Below are 16,486 nucleotides of genomic sequence, written 5' to 3'. Positions count from 1 at the left end.
CGTCTCTATCAGCAAGGCCATGGCGCGGGCACCGTTGAAACGACGCAAAGACAGAGGTTTGAGCGACAGAGGTGTGAGCCGTCGCACGCTACTGGTCGGTGGTGGCGCGGCAGCGGGACTGGTTCTGGCCTGGGCGGCCTGGCCGCGCAGCTATCGGCCCAATCTCAATGTCGGGCCGGGCGAGCAGGTTTTCGACGCCTTCCTCAAGATCGATCGGGCCGGGCAGGTGATCGCCATCGTGCCGCAGACCGAAATGGGGCAGGGGGTGACCACCATCCTGCCGCAGATTTTGGCGGACGAACTTGGCGCCGACTGGCGCACCGTCGCGGTGCAGAGCGCGCCGATCAGCCCGCTCTATGCCAACGGCCTGCTGGCGCGTGACTGGCTGGCAAGCGACTGGACCCGCGTGGCGGGCGATGCCGGCAGCTGGGCGATCGACCAATATGCGATGCGCAGCGGGCTGATGCTGACCGGGGCGGGCACGTCGGTGCCGATGTTCCATGACGCCTATCGTAGGGCGGGTGCGGCAGCGCGCGTGCTGCTGTGCAAGGCAGCGGCGGCGCGCTGGGGCTTGCCCTGGGAAAGCTGCGACATCCAGAATGGCATCATCACCGACGGGGCCGAGCGCAAGCTGCGGCTGGGCGATGTTGTGGAGGATGCCGCCGGTTTCACCCTGCCCCACATCCTGCCCTATCGTCAGGGCAATGACGGCCGGCTGACCGGGCAGGATCTGCCGCGGCTCGACACCCCGTCCAAGATCGACGGCAGCCATAATTTCGCCGCCGACATCCGTCTGCCCGACATGGTCTTCGCCTCGATCCGGCAGGGGCCGATCGGCGACGCCGTGCTGAAGGATGCGCGCGATGCCGAGGCGCAGAAGGTCACCGGCTTCCTGAAACTGGTCCGCACAGAGCGATGGATCGCGGCGGTCGGCACCAACTGGTGGGCGGCGAACCGGGCGCTCGACCTGATCGATCCCAGCTTCACCCTGCGCGGCACGCCGGTCGACAGCGGCCGCATCGATGCAGCGCTGGAGGATGCCTTTTCCGGGGATGCCGGCCGGCGTCTCTATGTGCAGGGTGATCTGCTGCCGGTGTTCGAGAAGGCGACGATCCTGGCCAGCGAATATCAGGTGGATCCCGGCCTGCATCTGGCGCTGGAGCCGATGTGCGCGACGGCACGGGTGACGGAGGAGGGCGCCGAGGTCTGGATGGCGACGCAGGCGCCCGCGCTGGCCCGCGCCGCGATCGCCGATGCGCTGGGCCTGTCAGACAGTGCGGTGACGCTCTATCCACTTCATGCCGGCGGCGCGACCGGACGGCATATGGATTGGGAGGCGGGCGTGCAGGCGGCGCTGATCGCGCGCGATGTCGGTCGTCCGGTGCAACTGCTCTGGTCGCGGCTGGAGGATGTGATTCAGGATCGGCCGGGCGCGCCGGCCCATGCCCGCATGGCGGCAAAGCTGGGCCGTGGTGGCATGGTCGAAGGCTGGCTGGCCAAGGTGGCGGCTCCCTGCGCCATGACCCAGACCTGGTCGCGCATCGCTCATGGCAAGCTGTCGCATGAGGCCGCCGCCGAAGCGGGTGACAAGGCGACCCGGCTGGCGGTGGCCGGCATGGTGCCGCCCTATGCCATTCCGAACTGGGCGGTGGATCATTATCCCGCTGACGTTGGCCTGCCACTCGGCTTCATGCGCGGCAATGCGCATCTCCATGGCGCCTTCTTCACCGAATGCTTCCTTGACGAACTCGCCCATCTGGCGGGGATCGAGGCGATGTCGTTCCGCATCCAGATGCTGGGCGGCAATCCGCGCCTTGCCCATTGTCTTTCCACGGCGGCCGCGATGGGAGGCTGGCAGGGGGGCATTGCCGGTAGCGGGCAGGGGATCGCCGCGCATATGATGAACGGCGCCTATGCCGCCGTGATGGTCGAGGCGGGGATCGAGGGCAGCAAGCTCAGCGTCCGGCGGATGGTCGCGGCGGTGGATTGCGGCGATCAGGTCAATCCCGATATCGCGCGGCAGCAGATAGAAAGCGGGCTGATCCATGGCTTGGCGCTCGCGATGGGGGCGTCGGTGCCCTACGCCGGTGGCATGCCGACGCGCGCGATGCTGGGGCGGATGAACCTGCCGCGGCTGGGCGACATAGGAGAGATCAGCGTGGAGCTGATCCGCAGCACGGCCGATCCGGCCGGCGTCACCGATCTTGGCGCACCGCTTGCCGCGCCGGCGATCGCCAATGCGCTCTTCACCGTCACCGGGCAGCGATTCCGCAGCCTGCCGATCATGGGAAATGGCTGATGCCTGACAGCGAAGTTGACACTCGCACGCCATCGCGCGTCGGCGTGCTGCTGATCAATCTCGGCACACCCGACGCGCCCGATGCCACATCGGTGCGCCGTTATTTGGCGGAATTCCTGTCCGACCCGCGCGTGGTGGAAATTCCGCAGATCATCTGGCAACCAATCCTGCGCGGCGCGGTGCTGACGACGCGGCCGAAAAAGTCGGCCCATGCCTATCAGCAGGTGTGGATGCCCGGCGGATCGCCGCTGGCGGTCTATACCCGCGAGACGGCGGAGGCGTTGCAGCAGGCGATGGGGCCGGACCTGATCGTCGACTGGGCGATGCGCTATGGCAATCCGTCGATCGCCAGCCGGCTCCAGGCGATGACGGCGCAGGGGTGCGACCGCATCCTGCTGGCGCCGCTCTATCCCCAATATTCCGGCGCGACCACCGCGACCGCGCTGGACAAGGCCTTTGCCGCGCTGGCCGACATGCGGCTGCAGCCGGCGATCCGCACCCTGCCGCCTTATTATGCCGATCCCGACTATATCGCCGCGTTGAAGGCGTCGATCGACGGCCATCTGGCGCAGCTCGACTTCAGGCCCGATGCGCTGCTCGCCAGTTTCCATGGCATGCCGGAACGGACGCTGAAACTGGGCGACCCCTATTATCACCAGTCGGTGGAGACAGTCCGGCTGCTCGATGCGGCGATGGACCTGCCCGTCCATATGAGCTTCCAGTCGCGTTTCGGCCGGGCCAAATGGCTGGAACCGGAGACCGAAGCGACGCTCACCAGATTGGTGAAGGAAGGTGTCCGGAACATTGCTGTCGTGACACCCGGATTTTCGGCAGATTGTCTGGAAACCCTAGAGGAAATCGGGCTTCGCGCGAAAGAAGTTTTTTTAGCGGAAGGTGGCGAAAAATTTGCCTTTTTGCCCTGTCTAAACGCATCCCCCGAAGCTATCACCCTCTACCAGCGGCTGGTCGGCCGCGAGCTTTCAGGATGGGTGGACCAGAGGGTCTAGCACAGGAGAGGACAGGCGCATGTCGAGAGTAGCGATCGTGACCGGCGGAACCCGCGGTATCGGGGAAGCCATCAGCCTGGCACTCAAGGAAATGGGATATACGGTTGCCGCCAACTATGCCGGCAACGAGGAAAAGGCCAAGGCCTTCACCGACGCCACCGGCATTGCCAGCTTCAAATGGGACGTCGGCGATCATCAGGCCTGCCTGGACGGTTGTGCTGCGGTGGCGGAAGCGCTCGGCCCGGTCGACATCGTCGTCAACAATGCGGGCATCACCCGTGACGGCGTGCTAGCCAAGATGAGCTTCGACGACTGGAACGAAGTCATGCGCATCAACCTTGGCGGTTGCTTCAACATGGCCAAGGCGACCTTTGGCGGCATGCGTGAGCGCGGCTGGGGCCGGATCGTCAATATCGGTTCGATCAACGGCCAGGCCGGCCAATATGGCCAGGTCAATTATGCCGCCGCCAAGTCGGGCATCCATGGCTTCACCAAGGCGCTGGCGCAGGAAGGCGCCAAATATGGCGTCACCGTCAATGCGATCGCGCCCGGCTATATCGACACCGACATGGTCGCCGCCGTGCCGGCACCGGTGCTGGAAAAGATCGTCGCCAAGATCCCGGTCGGCCGTCTGGGTCAGGCGCATGAGATCGCCCGTGGCGTCGCCTTCTTCTGCAGCGACGAAGGCGGCTTCGTGACCGGCAGCACGCTGTCGATCAACGGCGGCCAGCACATGTATTGATGGCCAAGGGCGACGCTTCCGATGGCGCAGCCGCGTCCGGGGCGTCGCCCTTTGCCCCTCCGGTCAAGCGCAGCGTGACCATTGCCGGGCACCAGACCGCGATCAGCCTGGAGCCGATTTTCTGGCAGGCGCTGCGTGAAGCGGCTGCCGAGGCCGAATTGCCGATCAATGCGCTGATCGCCCGGATCGACGTGACGCGGATGGCGGCCGACGATCCCCCCAATCTGGCCAGCGCGATCCGCTGCTGGCTCTTTGCCCGCGTCCGGACACAGGATTTTCCGCAAGGCTGAGCGTCTCCCGCCTCTTTCCCTTATTGCTATAGCGTTTCTTCCGCACTTCTGCGCCGGGGCGAAATAGGCTAGGGCGCTGCGAATGAAATTGATTCGCATTATGGTCCGCTGTATCGCGGACCTAGGCTGACGGACGGAGGACGGGCAATGCTGCAGGCGGCACAGGGCAGGGCGGAGGTCTATGCGACCGATTTCGCCGATGTCGGTGACGATCGTCCGATGCCCGTTGCCAGCGGGCGTGCCATCGCTGTTCCAGCCGAACGCTATGGCGCCCGGCGCGGTCCGAACCTGCCCGCCATTGCCGCCATCCTGGTCGTGCATGCGCTGCTGATCGGCGCGCTGATCCAGGTGCGCAATCATGTCGTCCGGGCCGAAGAGGCGAAGCTGACGGTGGTGAACCTGTCGCCACCCCCGCCACCGCCCGCCGCCGAAGCGCCCCCGCCGCCGCCATCCCAGCCGCAGGTCGTGGCGCCGCCGCCGATCGTCCAGACGCCGGTGCCGCCGGTGCAGATCGCTACCACGCCCGATCCGGTCCCCGCGCCATCGCCGGTCGCGGTGTCGGCCCCGCCATCGCCGCCGGCACCTGCCGCGCCGGTCATGGCTGCTGCGGCGCCCTCGGTCGTGCAGGCCGGCGATATCGGCGCGCAGATGGTGTCGGGCAAGCCGCCCCGCTATCCGATCGACAGCCGGCGCAAGCGCGAGCAGGGCACGGTCGTGCTGGCGCTGGTGGTCGGCACCGACGGTGGCGTCGAGAGCATCGGCATCGCCCGCAGCAGCGGCTTCGCGCGACTGGATGATGCCGCGCGCGATGCGGTCAAGCATTGGCGCTGGCGCCCGATCGTCCGTGACGGTCAGGCCGTGCGGGTGAAGGGCGTGGTCGAAATCCCCTTCGTCATCCGCACCGACAAGGCCTGACAAACAGGGCCTGACAGACAGCGCCTCACCGGCGCGCCTCGCCCGACCGCAGGCCCAGGCCATCCCGCCCCGGAGTATCCTTCATGCTGATCGTCATTCCCGACCTGATCGATGCCGCCGGCGTCGCCCACATCCGCGCGCTGATCGATGCGGCGCAATGGGTCGATGGCAATGTCACCTCCGGCCATCAGTCGGCGCTCGCCAAGCGCAACCTGCAATTGCCCGAAAGCGCGCCGGAAGCGCGCCAGGCGGGGCAGATGATCCTCGATGCACTCGGTCGATCGCCCCTGTTCATCGCCGCAGCGCTGCCGCTCAAGATCTTTCCGCCTCTGTTCAACAGCTATGCCGGCGGGCAGGCGTTCGGCACCCATGTCGACAATGCCGTGCGCATCCAGGCCGGCACCGGCTTTCGTGTCCGGTCCGACCTGTCGATCACCGTGTTTCTGGAAGAGCCGGAAAGCTATGAGGGTGGCGAACTGACGATCGAGACTAATTTCGGCGTGCAGCAGGTGAAGTTGCCGGCGGGGCAGGCGGTGCTCTATCCCTCCTCCTCGCTGCATCGGGTCGAACCGGTGACGCAGGGCCGGCGCGTCGCCAGCTTCTTCTGGATGCAGTCGATGATCCGCGACGACGCCGCGCGCCAGATGCTGTTCGATCTCGACAGTTCGATCCAGCAACTGGCGCTCGATCGCGGCCATGACGATGCGCAGGTGATCCGCCTGACCGGCGTCTATCATAATCTGCTGCGCCGCTGGGCCGACGCCTGAGCCTGCTGCCCGTTTTGACTATCGCTAACTGACTGGCAATTATAGCGAATCTATAGCCGTCACGCCGCGCGTGCGGATGCTGGCTCGCCGCACATGTCGTTCGTCGGCGCTGGTTGCCCTTTGGTCGAAACCCCGCATGCCACGCCCTGTCGCCCGGAAAAGCCGTTTGACCTCATCTGTCCGGCTCGCAATGATCCGCGCCATTCACGCGGGGGGTGCCAAGGGGGTGGCCTTCGCGACAAGACAGACCCGCGATCTGCGGGCATTCCAGTGGAGGCTATCTTGCATAGACGCGACTTCCTGGCCTTTGGCACCATGGGTGTCGGCGGGCTTGTCCTGCCGTCCTTTTTCGGCAAGGTCATTGCAGCAGAGGATCTGAACAGCGCGCTCGATGTCGGCTTCAAGAAGGGGCTGGCCGACGCCGCGATGAACGCGGCCAAGAGCGCCGGCGCCAGCTATTGTGACGTGCGCGTCGGCCGCTATCTGCGCCAGTTCGTCATCACCCGCGAAAAGAATGTCGAGAATATCGTCAACACCGAATCCACCGGTGTCGGCATCCGCGTTCTCGCCAATGGCGCCTGGGGCTTTGCCGCCACCAATGAGCTGAGCAAGGAAGCGGTCGCCAAGGCTGCGCAGCAGGCAGTCGCCATCGCCAAGGCCAATGCGCCGCAGCAGAGCGCGCCGGTCCAGCTCGCCCCGGTCAAGGGCGCGGGCGAGGTCAGCTGGAAGACGCCGATCGTCAAGAACAGCATGGCCGTGCCGATCAAGGACAAGGTCGACCTGCTGATGGGCGTGAACGCCGCCGCGATGGAAGCGGGCGCCGACTTCGTCAATTCGATCCTGTTCCTGGTCAATGAGCAGAAATATTTCGCCAGCACCGATGGCAGCTATATCGACCAGGATGTCCACCGCATCTGGGCACCGATGACGGTCACTGCGGTCGACAAGACCAGCGGCAAGTTCCGCACGCGTGAGGGGCTGTCCTCGCCGATGGGCCTGGGCTTCGAATATCTCGACGGCGCCGCCAGCGGCAAGACCATGCTGCCCAATGGCGTCACCGTCTATGGCAACAGCTATGACATGAAGGAAGACGCGATCGCCGCCGCCAAGCAGGCGCGCGCGAAGCTCAAGGCGCCGTCGGTCAAGCCGGGCAAATATGACCTGGTGCTCGACCCGTCGCACACCTGGCTGACCATCCACGAATCCGTCGGCCATCCGCTCGAACTGGACCGCGTGCTGGGCTATGAAGCCAATTATGCCGGCACCAGCTTCGCCACGATGGACAAGCTGCAGGCCCATTTCCAATATGGCAGCGACAAGGTGAACATCGTCGCCGACAAGGTCCAGCCCGGCAGCCTGGGCGCCGTCGCCTATGATGACGAAGGCGTGAAGACCAAGAAGTGGGATCTGATCCGCGACGGCAAGCTGGTCGGCTATCAGGCAATCCGTGACCAGGCCCATATCGAAGGCAAGAAGGAATCGGACGGCTGCGCCTATGCCGACAGCTGGTCCAATGTGCAGTTCCAGCGCATGGCCAATGTCAGCCTGGAACCGGGCAAGACCAAGCAGAGTGTCGCGGACATGATTTCCGGTGTCGAGGACGGCATCTACATCATTGGCGACGGCAGCTTCTCGATCGACCAGCAGCGCTACAACGCCCAGTTTGGCGGCCAGCTCTTCTACGAGATCAAGAACGGCAAGATTACCCAGCAGATCGAGGATGTCGCCTACCAGATCCGCACCCCGGAATTCTGGAATGCCTGCGTCGGCGTCTGCGACCAGAGCGACTATCGCCTGGGTGGCTCCTTCTTCGACGGCAAGGGCCAGCCGGCCCAGGTCTCCGCCGTGTCGCACGGGTCTTCGACCGCGCGCTTCAACGGTATCAACGTCATCAACACCGCGCGTTCGCTCGGCTGATCGCTTAGGGAGACAGAAAAATGAGCATCCTTACCGAAGCGCAGGCCAAGGCCATCCTGACCAAGGTCGTCGCCCTGTCGAAGGCCGACGAGTGCACCGCGCAACTAACCGGCAAGATCCAGGGCAATATCCGCTTTGCCCGCAACGACGTGTCGACCGCGGGCCTCACCGACGATATCGAACTGGCGGTCCAGGTCGCCTATGGCAAGAAGGTCGGCACCGCCACCATCAACCAGTTTGACGACGCCTCGCTGGAACGGGTGGTGCGCCGGGCCGAAACGCTGGCCAATCTGGCCCCGGACAATCCGGAATTCATGCCGGCGGTGGACAGGCAGGCTTACAAGGCCAGCCCGACCTTCGCTCAGTCGACCGCCGACATTACGCCCGAATATCGCGCCCAGGTGGCGTCGACCTCGATCACCGCCTGCAAGTCGCAGAAGCTGATCGCGGCCGGCTATCTGGAGGATAATCAGAGCTTCGTCGCGATCGCCAACAGCAAGGGCAATTTCGGCTATCAGCGCTCGACCATGCTGGATTATACCTGCACCGTCCGGACCGAGGATGGCCGGGGTTCCGGCTGGGTCGGCACCGACACGCAGGACGCCACCCGCTTCAAAGCGGACAGCGATATCCAGATCGCGATGCGCAAGGCATCGGCCTCGTCCGAGGCGAAGGCGCTGGAGCCGGGCAAATATACCGTGATCCTGGAACCGATGGCGGCCGCCGGCCTGATCGGCTTCATGTTCTATTTCTTCGGCGCGCGCGAGGCGGACGAGGGCCGCAGCTTCCTGTCGAAGAAGGGCGGCGGCAACAAGCTGGGCGAACAGGTGTTCGGGCCGCAGGTCAATTTCTACACCGACCCATGGGATCCGGTCGCGCCCTGCCTGCCCTGGGACGATGATGGCCTCGCGCGCCAGCGCGTCGACATGGTCAAGGACGGCAAGGTCACCAACCTTAACTACAGCCGCTACTGGGCGAGCAAGCAGGGCAAGCCTGCGATCGGTCAGATGGGCAATATATTGATGACCGGCGGCACCAAGACCACCGCCGACCTGGTCCGCTCGACCGAGCGCGGCGTGCTCGTCACCCGCACCTGGTATATCCGCATGGTCGACCCGCAGACCGTGCTGCTGACCGGCCTGACCCGCGACGGCACCTTCTATGTCGAGAACGGCCAGATTAAATATCCGATCAAGAATTTCCGGTTCAACGAAAGCCCGGTGATCATGCTCAACAATGTCGAAGAGCTGGGTCGCCCGGTCCGCGTGCCGCCGGACGAAGTGTCGATGAATATCGTCGTGCCGCCGATGAAGCTGCGCGACTTCACCTTCACCTCGCTGTCGGACGCGGTGTGACGGTTTGAGCTGTGCATGATCCTCCCCTGTGAAGGGGAGGGGGACCATTGCGAAGCAATGGTGGGGGGGTGTCACCCTATCGATAGCGGGACACCCCTCCGTCTGGCTTCGCCAGCCACCTCCCCTTCCAGGGGAGGATCATGCAAATCCCTATGTGATTGGATGTGATGACACGCGGCGAGTTTCTTCGGTTGATGGCGGGCGGTCTGGCTGGCGCAATGCTGGCCCGTCCGCTTGCCGCCGCGGGAGGCTATGATTTCTGGTTCACGCGGCTGCGCTATGACTCGGGCGACTGGGATGTCGACCAGCGCATGCCGTCCAACCTCATCACCTCGCTGATCGATTATACGACGCTGCGGGTCGATCCGAAGGAGCATGCCATCGCCCTTTCGGACCCGAAGATGCTGACCGCGCCCTTCTGCTACATGGCGGGGCACAAGCTGGTCGAATTTTCGGAGGCCGAGCGGCGCAATTTCGAGCGCTATGTCCGCAATGGCGGCTTCGTCCTGGTGGATGATTGCAACCATGACATAGACGGCCTGTTCGCCCGCTCGTTCGAGGCGCAGATGGCCAAGATTTTCGGCCCCAAAGGCTTGAAGACGCTGCCAAAGACCCATCCGGTCTATCGCAGCTTCTTCAAGTTCGACGGGCCGCCCAATACCGCGCTGGAGCTGAATGGCTGGGGCGACGATCTGGTCCATGATTATCTCAAGGGTATAGAGGTCAATGGCCGCCTGGGCGTTCTCTACAGCAACAAGGATTATGGCTGCGAGTGGGACTATGACTGGCGCAACAAGCGCTTCCTGGCCGAGGATAATACCAAGTTCGCGGTCAATATCGTGATGTATGCGCTGTCGTCGTGACGGTGGCGTCATCATTCCTCCCCTGTGAAGGGGAGGGGGACCGGCGAAGCCGGTGGAGGGGTGTGAAGCTATCGTGAGGGGGCCCCCCCTCCGTCAGGCCTGCGGCCTGCCACCTCCCCTTGCAGGGGAGGAATTTGGTGGCCGAAAGCCGACAATAAGGAAACAGGAATGACCGATATCAGCGAAGCGGAAATCCAGCAGAAACTGGCGCGCCTGGGCGAATTGCGCGCGGCGATCGGCCAGGCGATCGTGGGGCAGGGGGCCGTGGTCGAGCAGTTGCTGATCGGCCTGCTCGCCGGCGGCCATTGCCTGCTCGAAGGGGTGCCGGGCCTGGGCAAGACATTGCTGGTCCGCTCGCTCGGCGAGGCGCTGAAGCTCGACTTCCGCCGGGTACAGTTCACTCCCGACCTGATGCCCAGTGACATTCTCGGCACCGAATTGCTGGAGGAGGATCATGGCACCGGCCATCGCAGCTTCCGCTTCCAGAAGGGGCCGGTCTTCACCAACCTGCTGCTCGCCGACGAACTCAACCGCACCCCACCCAAGACCCAGGCGGCGCTGCTGGAGGCGATGCAGGAACGGACCGTCAGCTATGGCGGCACCACCTATCAGCTGCCATCGCCCTTCTTCGTGCTGGCGACGCAGAACCCGCTGGAACAGGCCGGCACCTATCCGCTGCCTGAGGCGCAGCTGGACCGCTTCCTCCTCCATGTCCGCGTCGATTATCCGACCGAGCAGGAAGAGCATGACATTCTCGCCCAGACCACCGGCGCCAAGCCGGGCGCGGTGCCGGCGGTGATGCAGGGCGAGGAGGTGCTGGCGCTGCAGAAGCTGGTGCGCGACGTGCATTTCGGCGAGGATCTGCTGCGCTGGGTGACGCGGATCGTGCGCGCCAGCCGTCCCGGCGAGGGCGCGCCGGACGAGATCCGCAAATATGTGAAATGGGGCGCGGGGCCACGTGCCGGCCAGTCGCTGATCCTGGCGGCCAAGGCGCGTGCGCTGCTGCAGGGCCGTCTGGCGGCGACGCGCGAGGATATCGTCGCGCTGGCCGGGCCGGTGATGCGCCACCGCCTGCTGCTGTCCTTCGCCGCCGAAGCCGAAGGGAAGAGCGCCGACGATGTCGTCGCCGCGCTCGTCCGCGCCGTGCCGCTCGGCTGATCCGGACACAACGCCATGGCCGATTTCATTCCCCCAGATGTGCGCAGCCGGCTCAAAAGCCTGCGCCTGCTCACGCGCCGGGCGGTGGGATCGCATGGGCTGGGCCTGCATCACAGCCATAGCCGGGGAGCGGGCCTGGAGTTCGCGCAATATCGTGCCTATGAGCCGGGCGACGAGCTGCGCCAGATCGACTGGAAACTCTATGCCCGGTCGGACAAATTCTTCGTCCGCGAGGCCGAACGGGAAAGCCCGGTCGCGGTCTGGATATTGACCGATGCCAGCGCCTCGATGGGGCAGGCGGACGCCGGTCGCCCCGATTATGGCCGTCTAGATGCGGCCAAGGGGATTGCTGCCAGCATCGCCGAACTGGCGATGCAGCAGGGCGATCGTTTCGGCTGGATGGCGCTGTCCGACGCTGGGCTGCGGCTGTTGCCGCCCGCCACCGGCCTGCGCCAGCGCGACCGGCTGCTGCTCGACATGCTCCCGCTACGGGCCGAAGGGGGCTTTGCCGTCGAAGCGCAATTGGGGCCGGTCTGGGAACGGATCGGCGCGCATGATCTGGTGATTTTGCTCAGCGATTGTTTTGAGCCGGGCGCGATCGATCTGGTCGAGAAGCTGTCGGCGGCCGGGCGCGAGGTTCTGGTGATCGAGATGCTGACCGTGGGTGAACGCGATTTCCCGTTCGACGGCGGCTATCGCTTCCGCGACTCGGAAACCGGCGAGGAACTGCTGGGCGACGGCGCCGCGCTGCGCGCCGAATTTCTGCGCCGCTTCGGCGAGGCGCGGGCGGAGTTGCATGCGCGTCTCGATGCGGTCGGCATCCGCCGTGCGACCCATGTGCTGGACGAGCCGATCGATATGCCGCTGCGCCGCCTGTTCGGCGCCCATGACGCGGCCGAATATTCATGACGCCCGCCTTGCTGCTCCCCGCCGCGCTGGCCGGCCTGCTGGCGCTGCTGATCCCGCTCGCGATCCATATCGCCCGGCGCAGCGAGCAATTGCCGACCGATTTCGCCGCGCTGCGCTGGCTGCGGCAGAAGCCCAAGCCCCGGTCCCGGCTACGGTTCGACGAATGGCTGTTGCTCGCCCTGCGCCTCGCCCTGCTGGCGCTGGTCGTGCTGTGGCTGGCCCATCCGGTGCTGTTCGGCGCGGCGAGCAAGCAGGCTTATGTGGCGCTGACGCCCGGCGTCGATCCGGCGGCGGTGGATGACAAGGCGCTGGCCGAGGGCAGGGCACATTGGCTGGCGCCCGGCTATCCCCGCGTCGAACCGGGCAAGCCGATCACGGCCGAAGCCATCCCGCTCGGCAGTCTGATGCGCCAGCTGGACGCGGACCTGCCGCAGGGCGCGCCGCTCACCATCATCGTGCCGCAGATGATCCAGGGCGCCGATGCGGAGCGGCCGCGCCTGTCGCGCAAGGTCGACTGGCGCATCGTCCCCGGCGCGATGCCGGCGGGCAAGCCGATGCCGGTGAAGGTGCCGTCGATCGCGATCCGCGCCGACGCGGGCCATGCTGCCGGAGTGCGTTACCTCAATGCCGCTGCACTTGCCTGGCAACCCGCAGGCAAGCCGGCCGATGTCGACAGCGGCCCGCTCAACGCCGCACTGCCGCCGTCGGACAAGATCTTGTTCTGGATGAGCGCGGGCAGTCTGCCGGAAGCGCTGCAGGGGTGGATTGCGCAGGGCGGGCAGGCGATCGTCGCATCCGATGCGCTGCTGCCCCAGGGCACGACGCTCGCACCCCTGTGGCAGGATGATCTTGCCCGGCCGCTGGTGGAGGTCATGCCGATCGGCAAGGGCCGCCTGCTCCGCTTCACCCGCCCATTACAGCCGGCACAGATGCCACAATTGCTGGAGGCCGACTTCCCCGCCCGTCTGCGCGCGCTGATCCAGCAGCCCAGCATGGCGTCGCAGCGTGCCGATGCCGCCGCCTATGCGCCACTCACCGGCGGACGCGCCTATCCGCAACCGCCGGCCGAGCTGCGCCCTTGGCTGGCGCTGCTGATCGCGGCGCTGCTGCTGGTCGAACGCTGGTTCGCCACCAGCCGCAACCGGGCGATCGCGCCATGAGCGCCGATGCCCTGCTCTCGACCTGGCTGACGCCCAGCCGCCGGCGCGCGCGGCTCGACACGCTGTTGCTCGGCCTGCCGATCCTGCTGCTGGCGAGTGCGCTGGTCTGGCGCTTGACCGGACTTGTGCCGGCCGCAATCCTGCTGCTGCTCGGCGCCGGCCTGCTCGGCGCCCTCATCATCCGTCGCGCCCGGCGCTTCGACCAGGCCTGGCTGGTCCGCCGCCTCGACGCCAGCCGCGCCGATCTGGAGGATAGCAGCGCGCTGATCTTCGCCGATCCGCAGGGCTTGGGGCCGCTGCAGCGGCTGCAACGATCCCGCCTTGACCAGCGGCTAGGGCAGGGCGTGCCGCAGGATCTGGCGCCGGACTGGTCGCGCCGCGCGATCTTGGCACTCTGGACCGTGGCCCTGCTCGGCATCGTGGCCCTGCTGTTCTGGCCGCGCGGTAGCGACAAACCCGTCGTGCTGGCACCCGCTGCCGAGGGCATCGCCGCAAAGCCCGGTATCCCGCGTCTGGTCGCCCAGAATATGCGCATCATTCCGCCCGCTTATACCGGCCTGCCGCTGCGCGACGAGGCGAAGCTCGATGCGCGCGCGCCGCTCGGGTCACGGCTCGAATGGACCTTCCGCTTCGACCCGCAGGCAAGCGCGCCCGCGCTGCTGCCGCTGGGCGGGGCGGGCATTGCGCTGCGCCGCGATGGCGATCACTGGATCGCCAGCCGCACGCTCGATGCCTCCTTCCTCTATCGCGTCGACCCGGCATCCGGGCGCGGCCCGCTGCCGCCGCTGCACCGGATCGATGGCGTCGCCGATGCGCTGCCGCAGGTGAAGCTGATCGCGCCCGCCGCCAGCCTCAATATGGTGGCGCCGGGCCAGCGTAGCTGGACGCCCGTCTTCGCCGCGACCGACGATTATGGCGTTGCCGCCACCGCCCGGCTGCGCATCACTTTGGCGATCGGCGAGGGGGAGAATATCCGCTTCACCGAACGCGAGATTGCCGTGTCCGGCTCCGGCCCGGCGCGCGACCGGCGCTTTGCCCCGAGCCTCGATTTCGGCGCGCTTGGCTTTTCGGCCGGTGGCGACATGGTGGTGCAGATCATCGTGCGCGACAATCGCGCGCCATCGCCGCAGGAGGTGCGCGGCCCCAGCGTCATCTTGCGCTGGCCCGCGGCCAAGGCCCCCGAGAGCGGCGGCCTGCAGGGCATGGTCAACACCACCTTGCCGGCCTATTTCCGCAGCCAGCGCCAGATCATCATCGATGCCGAGGCGCTGCTGAAGCGCAAGCGCAGCCTGTCGGCCGACAAATATCTGTCGCAATCCAACGGCATCGGCAACGACCAGAAAATCCTGCGCGGCCGCTACAGCCAGTTTCTGGGTGGCGAGAGCGAAGGCGAGCCCAGCCTGCCGACCGCCGATGCGGATGGCCATGGCGAGGGGGACGGCCACGACCATGGTCCGCCGGTCGCGGCGCCCAATGTCTTTGGCGAGAAGGAGGATGTGCTCGCCGAATTCGGCCATCCGCACGATGAATCGCCTGCCTCCAGCCTGGACCCGGAAACCCGCGCGATCCTGAAACAGGCGGTCGATGAAATGTGGCAGTCGGAAATGCAGTTGAAGCAGGGCCGACCGGACCTGGCCCTGCCGTTCGCCTACAAGGCGCTGCGCTTCATCAAGGAAGTGCAGCAGGCGACCCGCATCTTCCTGTCGCGCGTCGGCCCGGAACTGCCGCCGATCGATCCCGCCCGGCGCATGAGCGGCAAGCGCGAGGGGATTGCCGGCAATTTCGAGCCGCTGGTCGCGCTCGAGGGCGATGATGGCCCGGCTGCAGCCGCCTGGCGTGGGCTGGCGCAGGGGCCGGTGTCGCTCGGCGCGCTGGAGGGCTGGGCGCGGACCAACGCCGCGCGCCTGCCCGATCCGCTGGCATTGAGCGGCGCGATCGACGCCGTGCGGCGCGATCCGGGCTGCGCTTCCTGTCGCGACAAGCTGCGCGCGCAATTGTGGATGGCGATGGAGCGGCCGCAGGGCGGCGTGGCGCGGCGGCGGCCTTCCGACGCTGCCGGCGCGCGCTATCTCGGCGCGATCGGGGGACGACCATGAACGCGCAGTTCATCACCGCGCTGCTCCTCGGCGCGGCCGTGCTGGTCGGCTGGGCAAGGCTGCTGCTGTGGCAGCGTTCGGCCGGTAATCTTGGCGCACGGCCCTGGCGCCTCGCGGCCCTGCTGTTGCTCCAGCCGGTCGTCGCGCTGCTCCTCTATTTCGGCCTGTTTCCACCCGCGCTGCCGGTGGCAGGCGGCACGCTGACCGTCGCGACCCAGGGCAGTTCGCGCTTCGCCTCGGCCGGCAAGGGCGCGCATCTGGTCGCGCTGCCCGAAGCGCCGGAGGTGGCGGGCGCGCAGGCGGTGCCGGATCTGGCGACCGCGCTCCGCCGCTATCCCGACATGCGCCGCCTCGTCATCCTGGGGCAGGGCCTCGTCGCCCGCGACCGCGATGCGGCTAAGGGGCTCGCGATCGATTATACGCCGCCGGCCGCCGCCGCAGGACTGATCGCGCTAGCCCGGCCTGACCGGATCGCGCCGGGCGCAACCTTCGCCGTGGGTGGACAGGTGGCCGGCCTCTCCAAGGCGCAGGTCGAACTGCTCGATCCCGCCGGGCGCGTCACTGATGCTGCCGCTGTGGATGCCGATGGCCGCTTCAACCTGATCGGGACCGCGCGCGCCGCCGGCACCGCCGAATTCACCCTGCGCCTGCGCCGTGCCGATGGCGGGCTGGTCGAACAGACGGTGGTGCCGCTGCGGATCGAGGGCGATGCCGCGCCGCGTCTGCTGATCCTAGCCGGCGCGCCGGGGCCGGAGGTCAAATATCTGCGCCGCTGGGCGATCGACGCTGGCTATGCCGTCACCGTCAACATGAGCGCGGGCGGCGGCATTGCGCTGGGCGACGCACCGGTGGCGATCAATGCCGCCAGCCTGCGTCGCTATGACCTGCTGGTCGCCGATGACCGCGCCTGGGCCGGTCTGGGCGGCGGACGCGGCGCGGTGCTGGAAGCGGTGCGCGGCGGCATGGGCCTGCTGCTACGCGGCAGCGGCCCGGCCGACGGCGCGCTGC

General features: G+C 66.7%; 13 protein-coding genes and 1 pseudogene. All 14 read left to right on the top strand.

The features are described 5' to 3' along the window. The first annotated feature begins 19 nt into the window (after positions 1-19). Positions 20-2,299 (top strand): molybdopterin cofactor-binding domain-containing protein, encoded by a 2,280-nt coding sequence (locus A0U87_RS25335; protein ID WP_137406116.1) that lies wholly within the window; start codon positions 20-22, stop codon positions 2,297-2,299. Then, a complete protein-coding gene (hemH, locus tag A0U87_RS25330) occupies positions 2,299-3,306 on the top strand; it encodes a ferrochelatase (protein WP_048937658.1) in 1,008 nt (335 codons plus the stop codon). The genes A0U87_RS25335 and hemH overlap by 1 nt, the downstream gene beginning before the upstream one ends. Positions 3,307-3,325: 19 nt before the next feature. Beyond that, positions 3,326-4,048 (top strand): acetoacetyl-CoA reductase, encoded by a 723-nt coding sequence (phbB, locus tag A0U87_RS25325; protein ID WP_004208456.1) that lies wholly within the window; start codon positions 3,326-3,328, stop codon positions 4,046-4,048. Next, positions 4,048-4,338, top strand: coding sequence for a ribbon-helix-helix domain-containing protein (locus A0U87_RS25320; protein WP_048937657.1), 291 nt, complete (start codon positions 4,048-4,050; stop codon positions 4,336-4,338). The genes phbB and A0U87_RS25320 overlap by 1 nt, the downstream gene beginning before the upstream one ends. Before the next feature lie 147 nt (positions 4,339-4,485). After that, positions 4,486-5,253, top strand: coding sequence for an energy transducer TonB (locus A0U87_RS25315; RefSeq protein ID WP_048937656.1), 768 nt, complete (start codon positions 4,486-4,488; stop codon positions 5,251-5,253). Between the two features lie 83 nt (positions 5,254-5,336). Further along, the gene (locus A0U87_RS25310; RefSeq protein ID WP_010335919.1) at positions 5,337-6,020 is read left to right on the top strand and encodes a Fe2+-dependent dioxygenase; all 684 of its coding nucleotides are present in this window, start codon (positions 5,337-5,339) and stop codon (positions 6,018-6,020) included. Between the two features lie 282 nt (positions 6,021-6,302). After that, complete coding sequence (locus tag A0U87_RS25305; RefSeq protein ID WP_048937655.1) at positions 6,303-7,937, top strand: TldD/PmbA family protein; 1,635 nt, start codon at positions 6,303-6,305, stop codon at positions 7,935-7,937. A 20-nt stretch (positions 7,938-7,957) separates the two neighbouring features. After that, positions 7,958-9,292 carry a TldD/PmbA family protein gene (locus tag A0U87_RS25300; RefSeq protein ID WP_010335921.1) on the top strand — a complete coding sequence of 445 codons (1,335 nt, stop codon included), beginning with the start codon at positions 7,958-7,960 and terminating at the stop codon, positions 9,290-9,292. 167 nt (positions 9,293-9,459) lie between these two features. Further along, positions 9,460-10,155: a DUF4159 domain-containing protein gene (locus A0U87_RS25295; RefSeq protein WP_048937671.1), complete on the top strand. Its 696-nt coding sequence runs from the start codon at positions 9,460-9,462 to the stop codon at positions 10,153-10,155. A gap of 168 nt (positions 10,156-10,323) precedes the next feature. Beyond that, the gene (locus tag A0U87_RS25290) at positions 10,324-11,313 is read left to right on the top strand and encodes a MoxR family ATPase (RefSeq protein ID WP_048937654.1); all 990 of its coding nucleotides are present in this window, start codon (positions 10,324-10,326) and stop codon (positions 11,311-11,313) included. Positions 11,314-11,328: 15 nt separating this feature from the next. Next, positions 11,329-12,222 carry a DUF58 domain-containing protein gene (locus A0U87_RS25285; RefSeq protein WP_048937653.1) on the top strand — a complete coding sequence of 298 codons (894 nt, stop codon included), beginning with the start codon at positions 11,329-11,331 and terminating at the stop codon, positions 12,220-12,222. Next, positions 12,219-13,382 carry a BatA domain-containing protein gene (locus tag A0U87_RS25280; protein WP_137406115.1) on the top strand — a complete coding sequence of 388 codons (1,164 nt, stop codon included), beginning with the start codon at positions 12,219-12,221 and terminating at the stop codon, positions 13,380-13,382. Before A0U87_RS25285 ends, A0U87_RS25280 begins: the two co-directional genes overlap by 4 nt. Continuing rightward, positions 13,379-15,478 (top strand): DUF4175 family protein, encoded by a 2,100-nt coding sequence (locus A0U87_RS25275; protein WP_048937651.1) that lies wholly within the window; start codon positions 13,379-13,381, stop codon positions 15,476-15,478. Before A0U87_RS25280 ends, A0U87_RS25275 begins: the two co-directional genes overlap by 4 nt. Then, positions 15,475-16,486, top strand: a pseudogene (locus A0U87_RS25270) (carboxypeptidase regulatory-like domain-containing protein); the annotation flags it as partial. The gene A0U87_RS25275 and the pseudogene A0U87_RS25270, both read left to right, overlap by 4 nt.

It is taken from the genome of Sphingobium sp. MP9-4, assembly GCF_005281675.1.
In the GTDB taxonomy this organism is placed as follows: domain Bacteria; phylum Pseudomonadota; class Alphaproteobacteria; order Sphingomonadales; family Sphingomonadaceae; genus Sphingobium; species Sphingobium yanoikuyae.
Note: the sequence above shows the minus strand (reverse complement) of the source record. Positions and strands in the feature narration are given on the sequence as shown.

What these genes read in the sequence shown, in the direction of transcription:
- A0U87_RS25285 (WP_048937653.1), top strand. Translation starts at nt 11,329, where the DNA reads ATGGCCGATTTCATTCCCCCAGATGTGCGCAGCCGGCTCAAAAGCCTG.
- A0U87_RS25300 (WP_010335921.1), top strand. Translation starts at nt 7,958, where the DNA reads ATGAGCATCCTTACCGAAGCGCAGGCCAAGGCCATCCTGACCAAGGTC.
- A0U87_RS25315 (WP_048937656.1), top strand. Translation starts at nt 4,486, where the DNA reads ATGCTGCAGGCGGCACAGGGCAGGGCGGAGGTCTATGCGACCGATTTC.
- A0U87_RS25290 (WP_048937654.1), top strand. Translation starts at nt 10,324, where the DNA reads ATGACCGATATCAGCGAAGCGGAAATCCAGCAGAAACTGGCGCGCCTG.
- A0U87_RS25280 (WP_137406115.1), top strand. Translation starts at nt 12,219, where the DNA reads ATGACGCCCGCCTTGCTGCTCCCCGCCGCGCTGGCCGGCCTGCTGGCG.
- A0U87_RS25275 (WP_048937651.1), top strand. Translation starts at nt 13,379, where the DNA reads ATGAGCGCCGATGCCCTGCTCTCGACCTGGCTGACGCCCAGCCGCCGG.
- phbB (WP_004208456.1), top strand. Translation starts at nt 3,326, where the DNA reads ATGTCGAGAGTAGCGATCGTGACCGGCGGAACCCGCGGTATCGGGGAA.
- A0U87_RS25295 (WP_048937671.1), top strand. Translation starts at nt 9,460, where the DNA reads ATGACACGCGGCGAGTTTCTTCGGTTGATGGCGGGCGGTCTGGCTGGC.
- A0U87_RS25320 (WP_048937657.1), top strand. Translation starts at nt 4,048, where the DNA reads ATGGCCAAGGGCGACGCTTCCGATGGCGCAGCCGCGTCCGGGGCGTCG.
- hemH (WP_048937658.1), top strand. Translation starts at nt 2,299, where the DNA reads ATGCCTGACAGCGAAGTTGACACTCGCACGCCATCGCGCGTCGGCGTG.
- A0U87_RS25335 (WP_137406116.1), top strand. Translation starts at nt 20, where the DNA reads ATGGCGCGGGCACCGTTGAAACGACGCAAAGACAGAGGTTTGAGCGAC.
- A0U87_RS25310 (WP_010335919.1), top strand. Translation starts at nt 5,337, where the DNA reads ATGCTGATCGTCATTCCCGACCTGATCGATGCCGCCGGCGTCGCCCAC.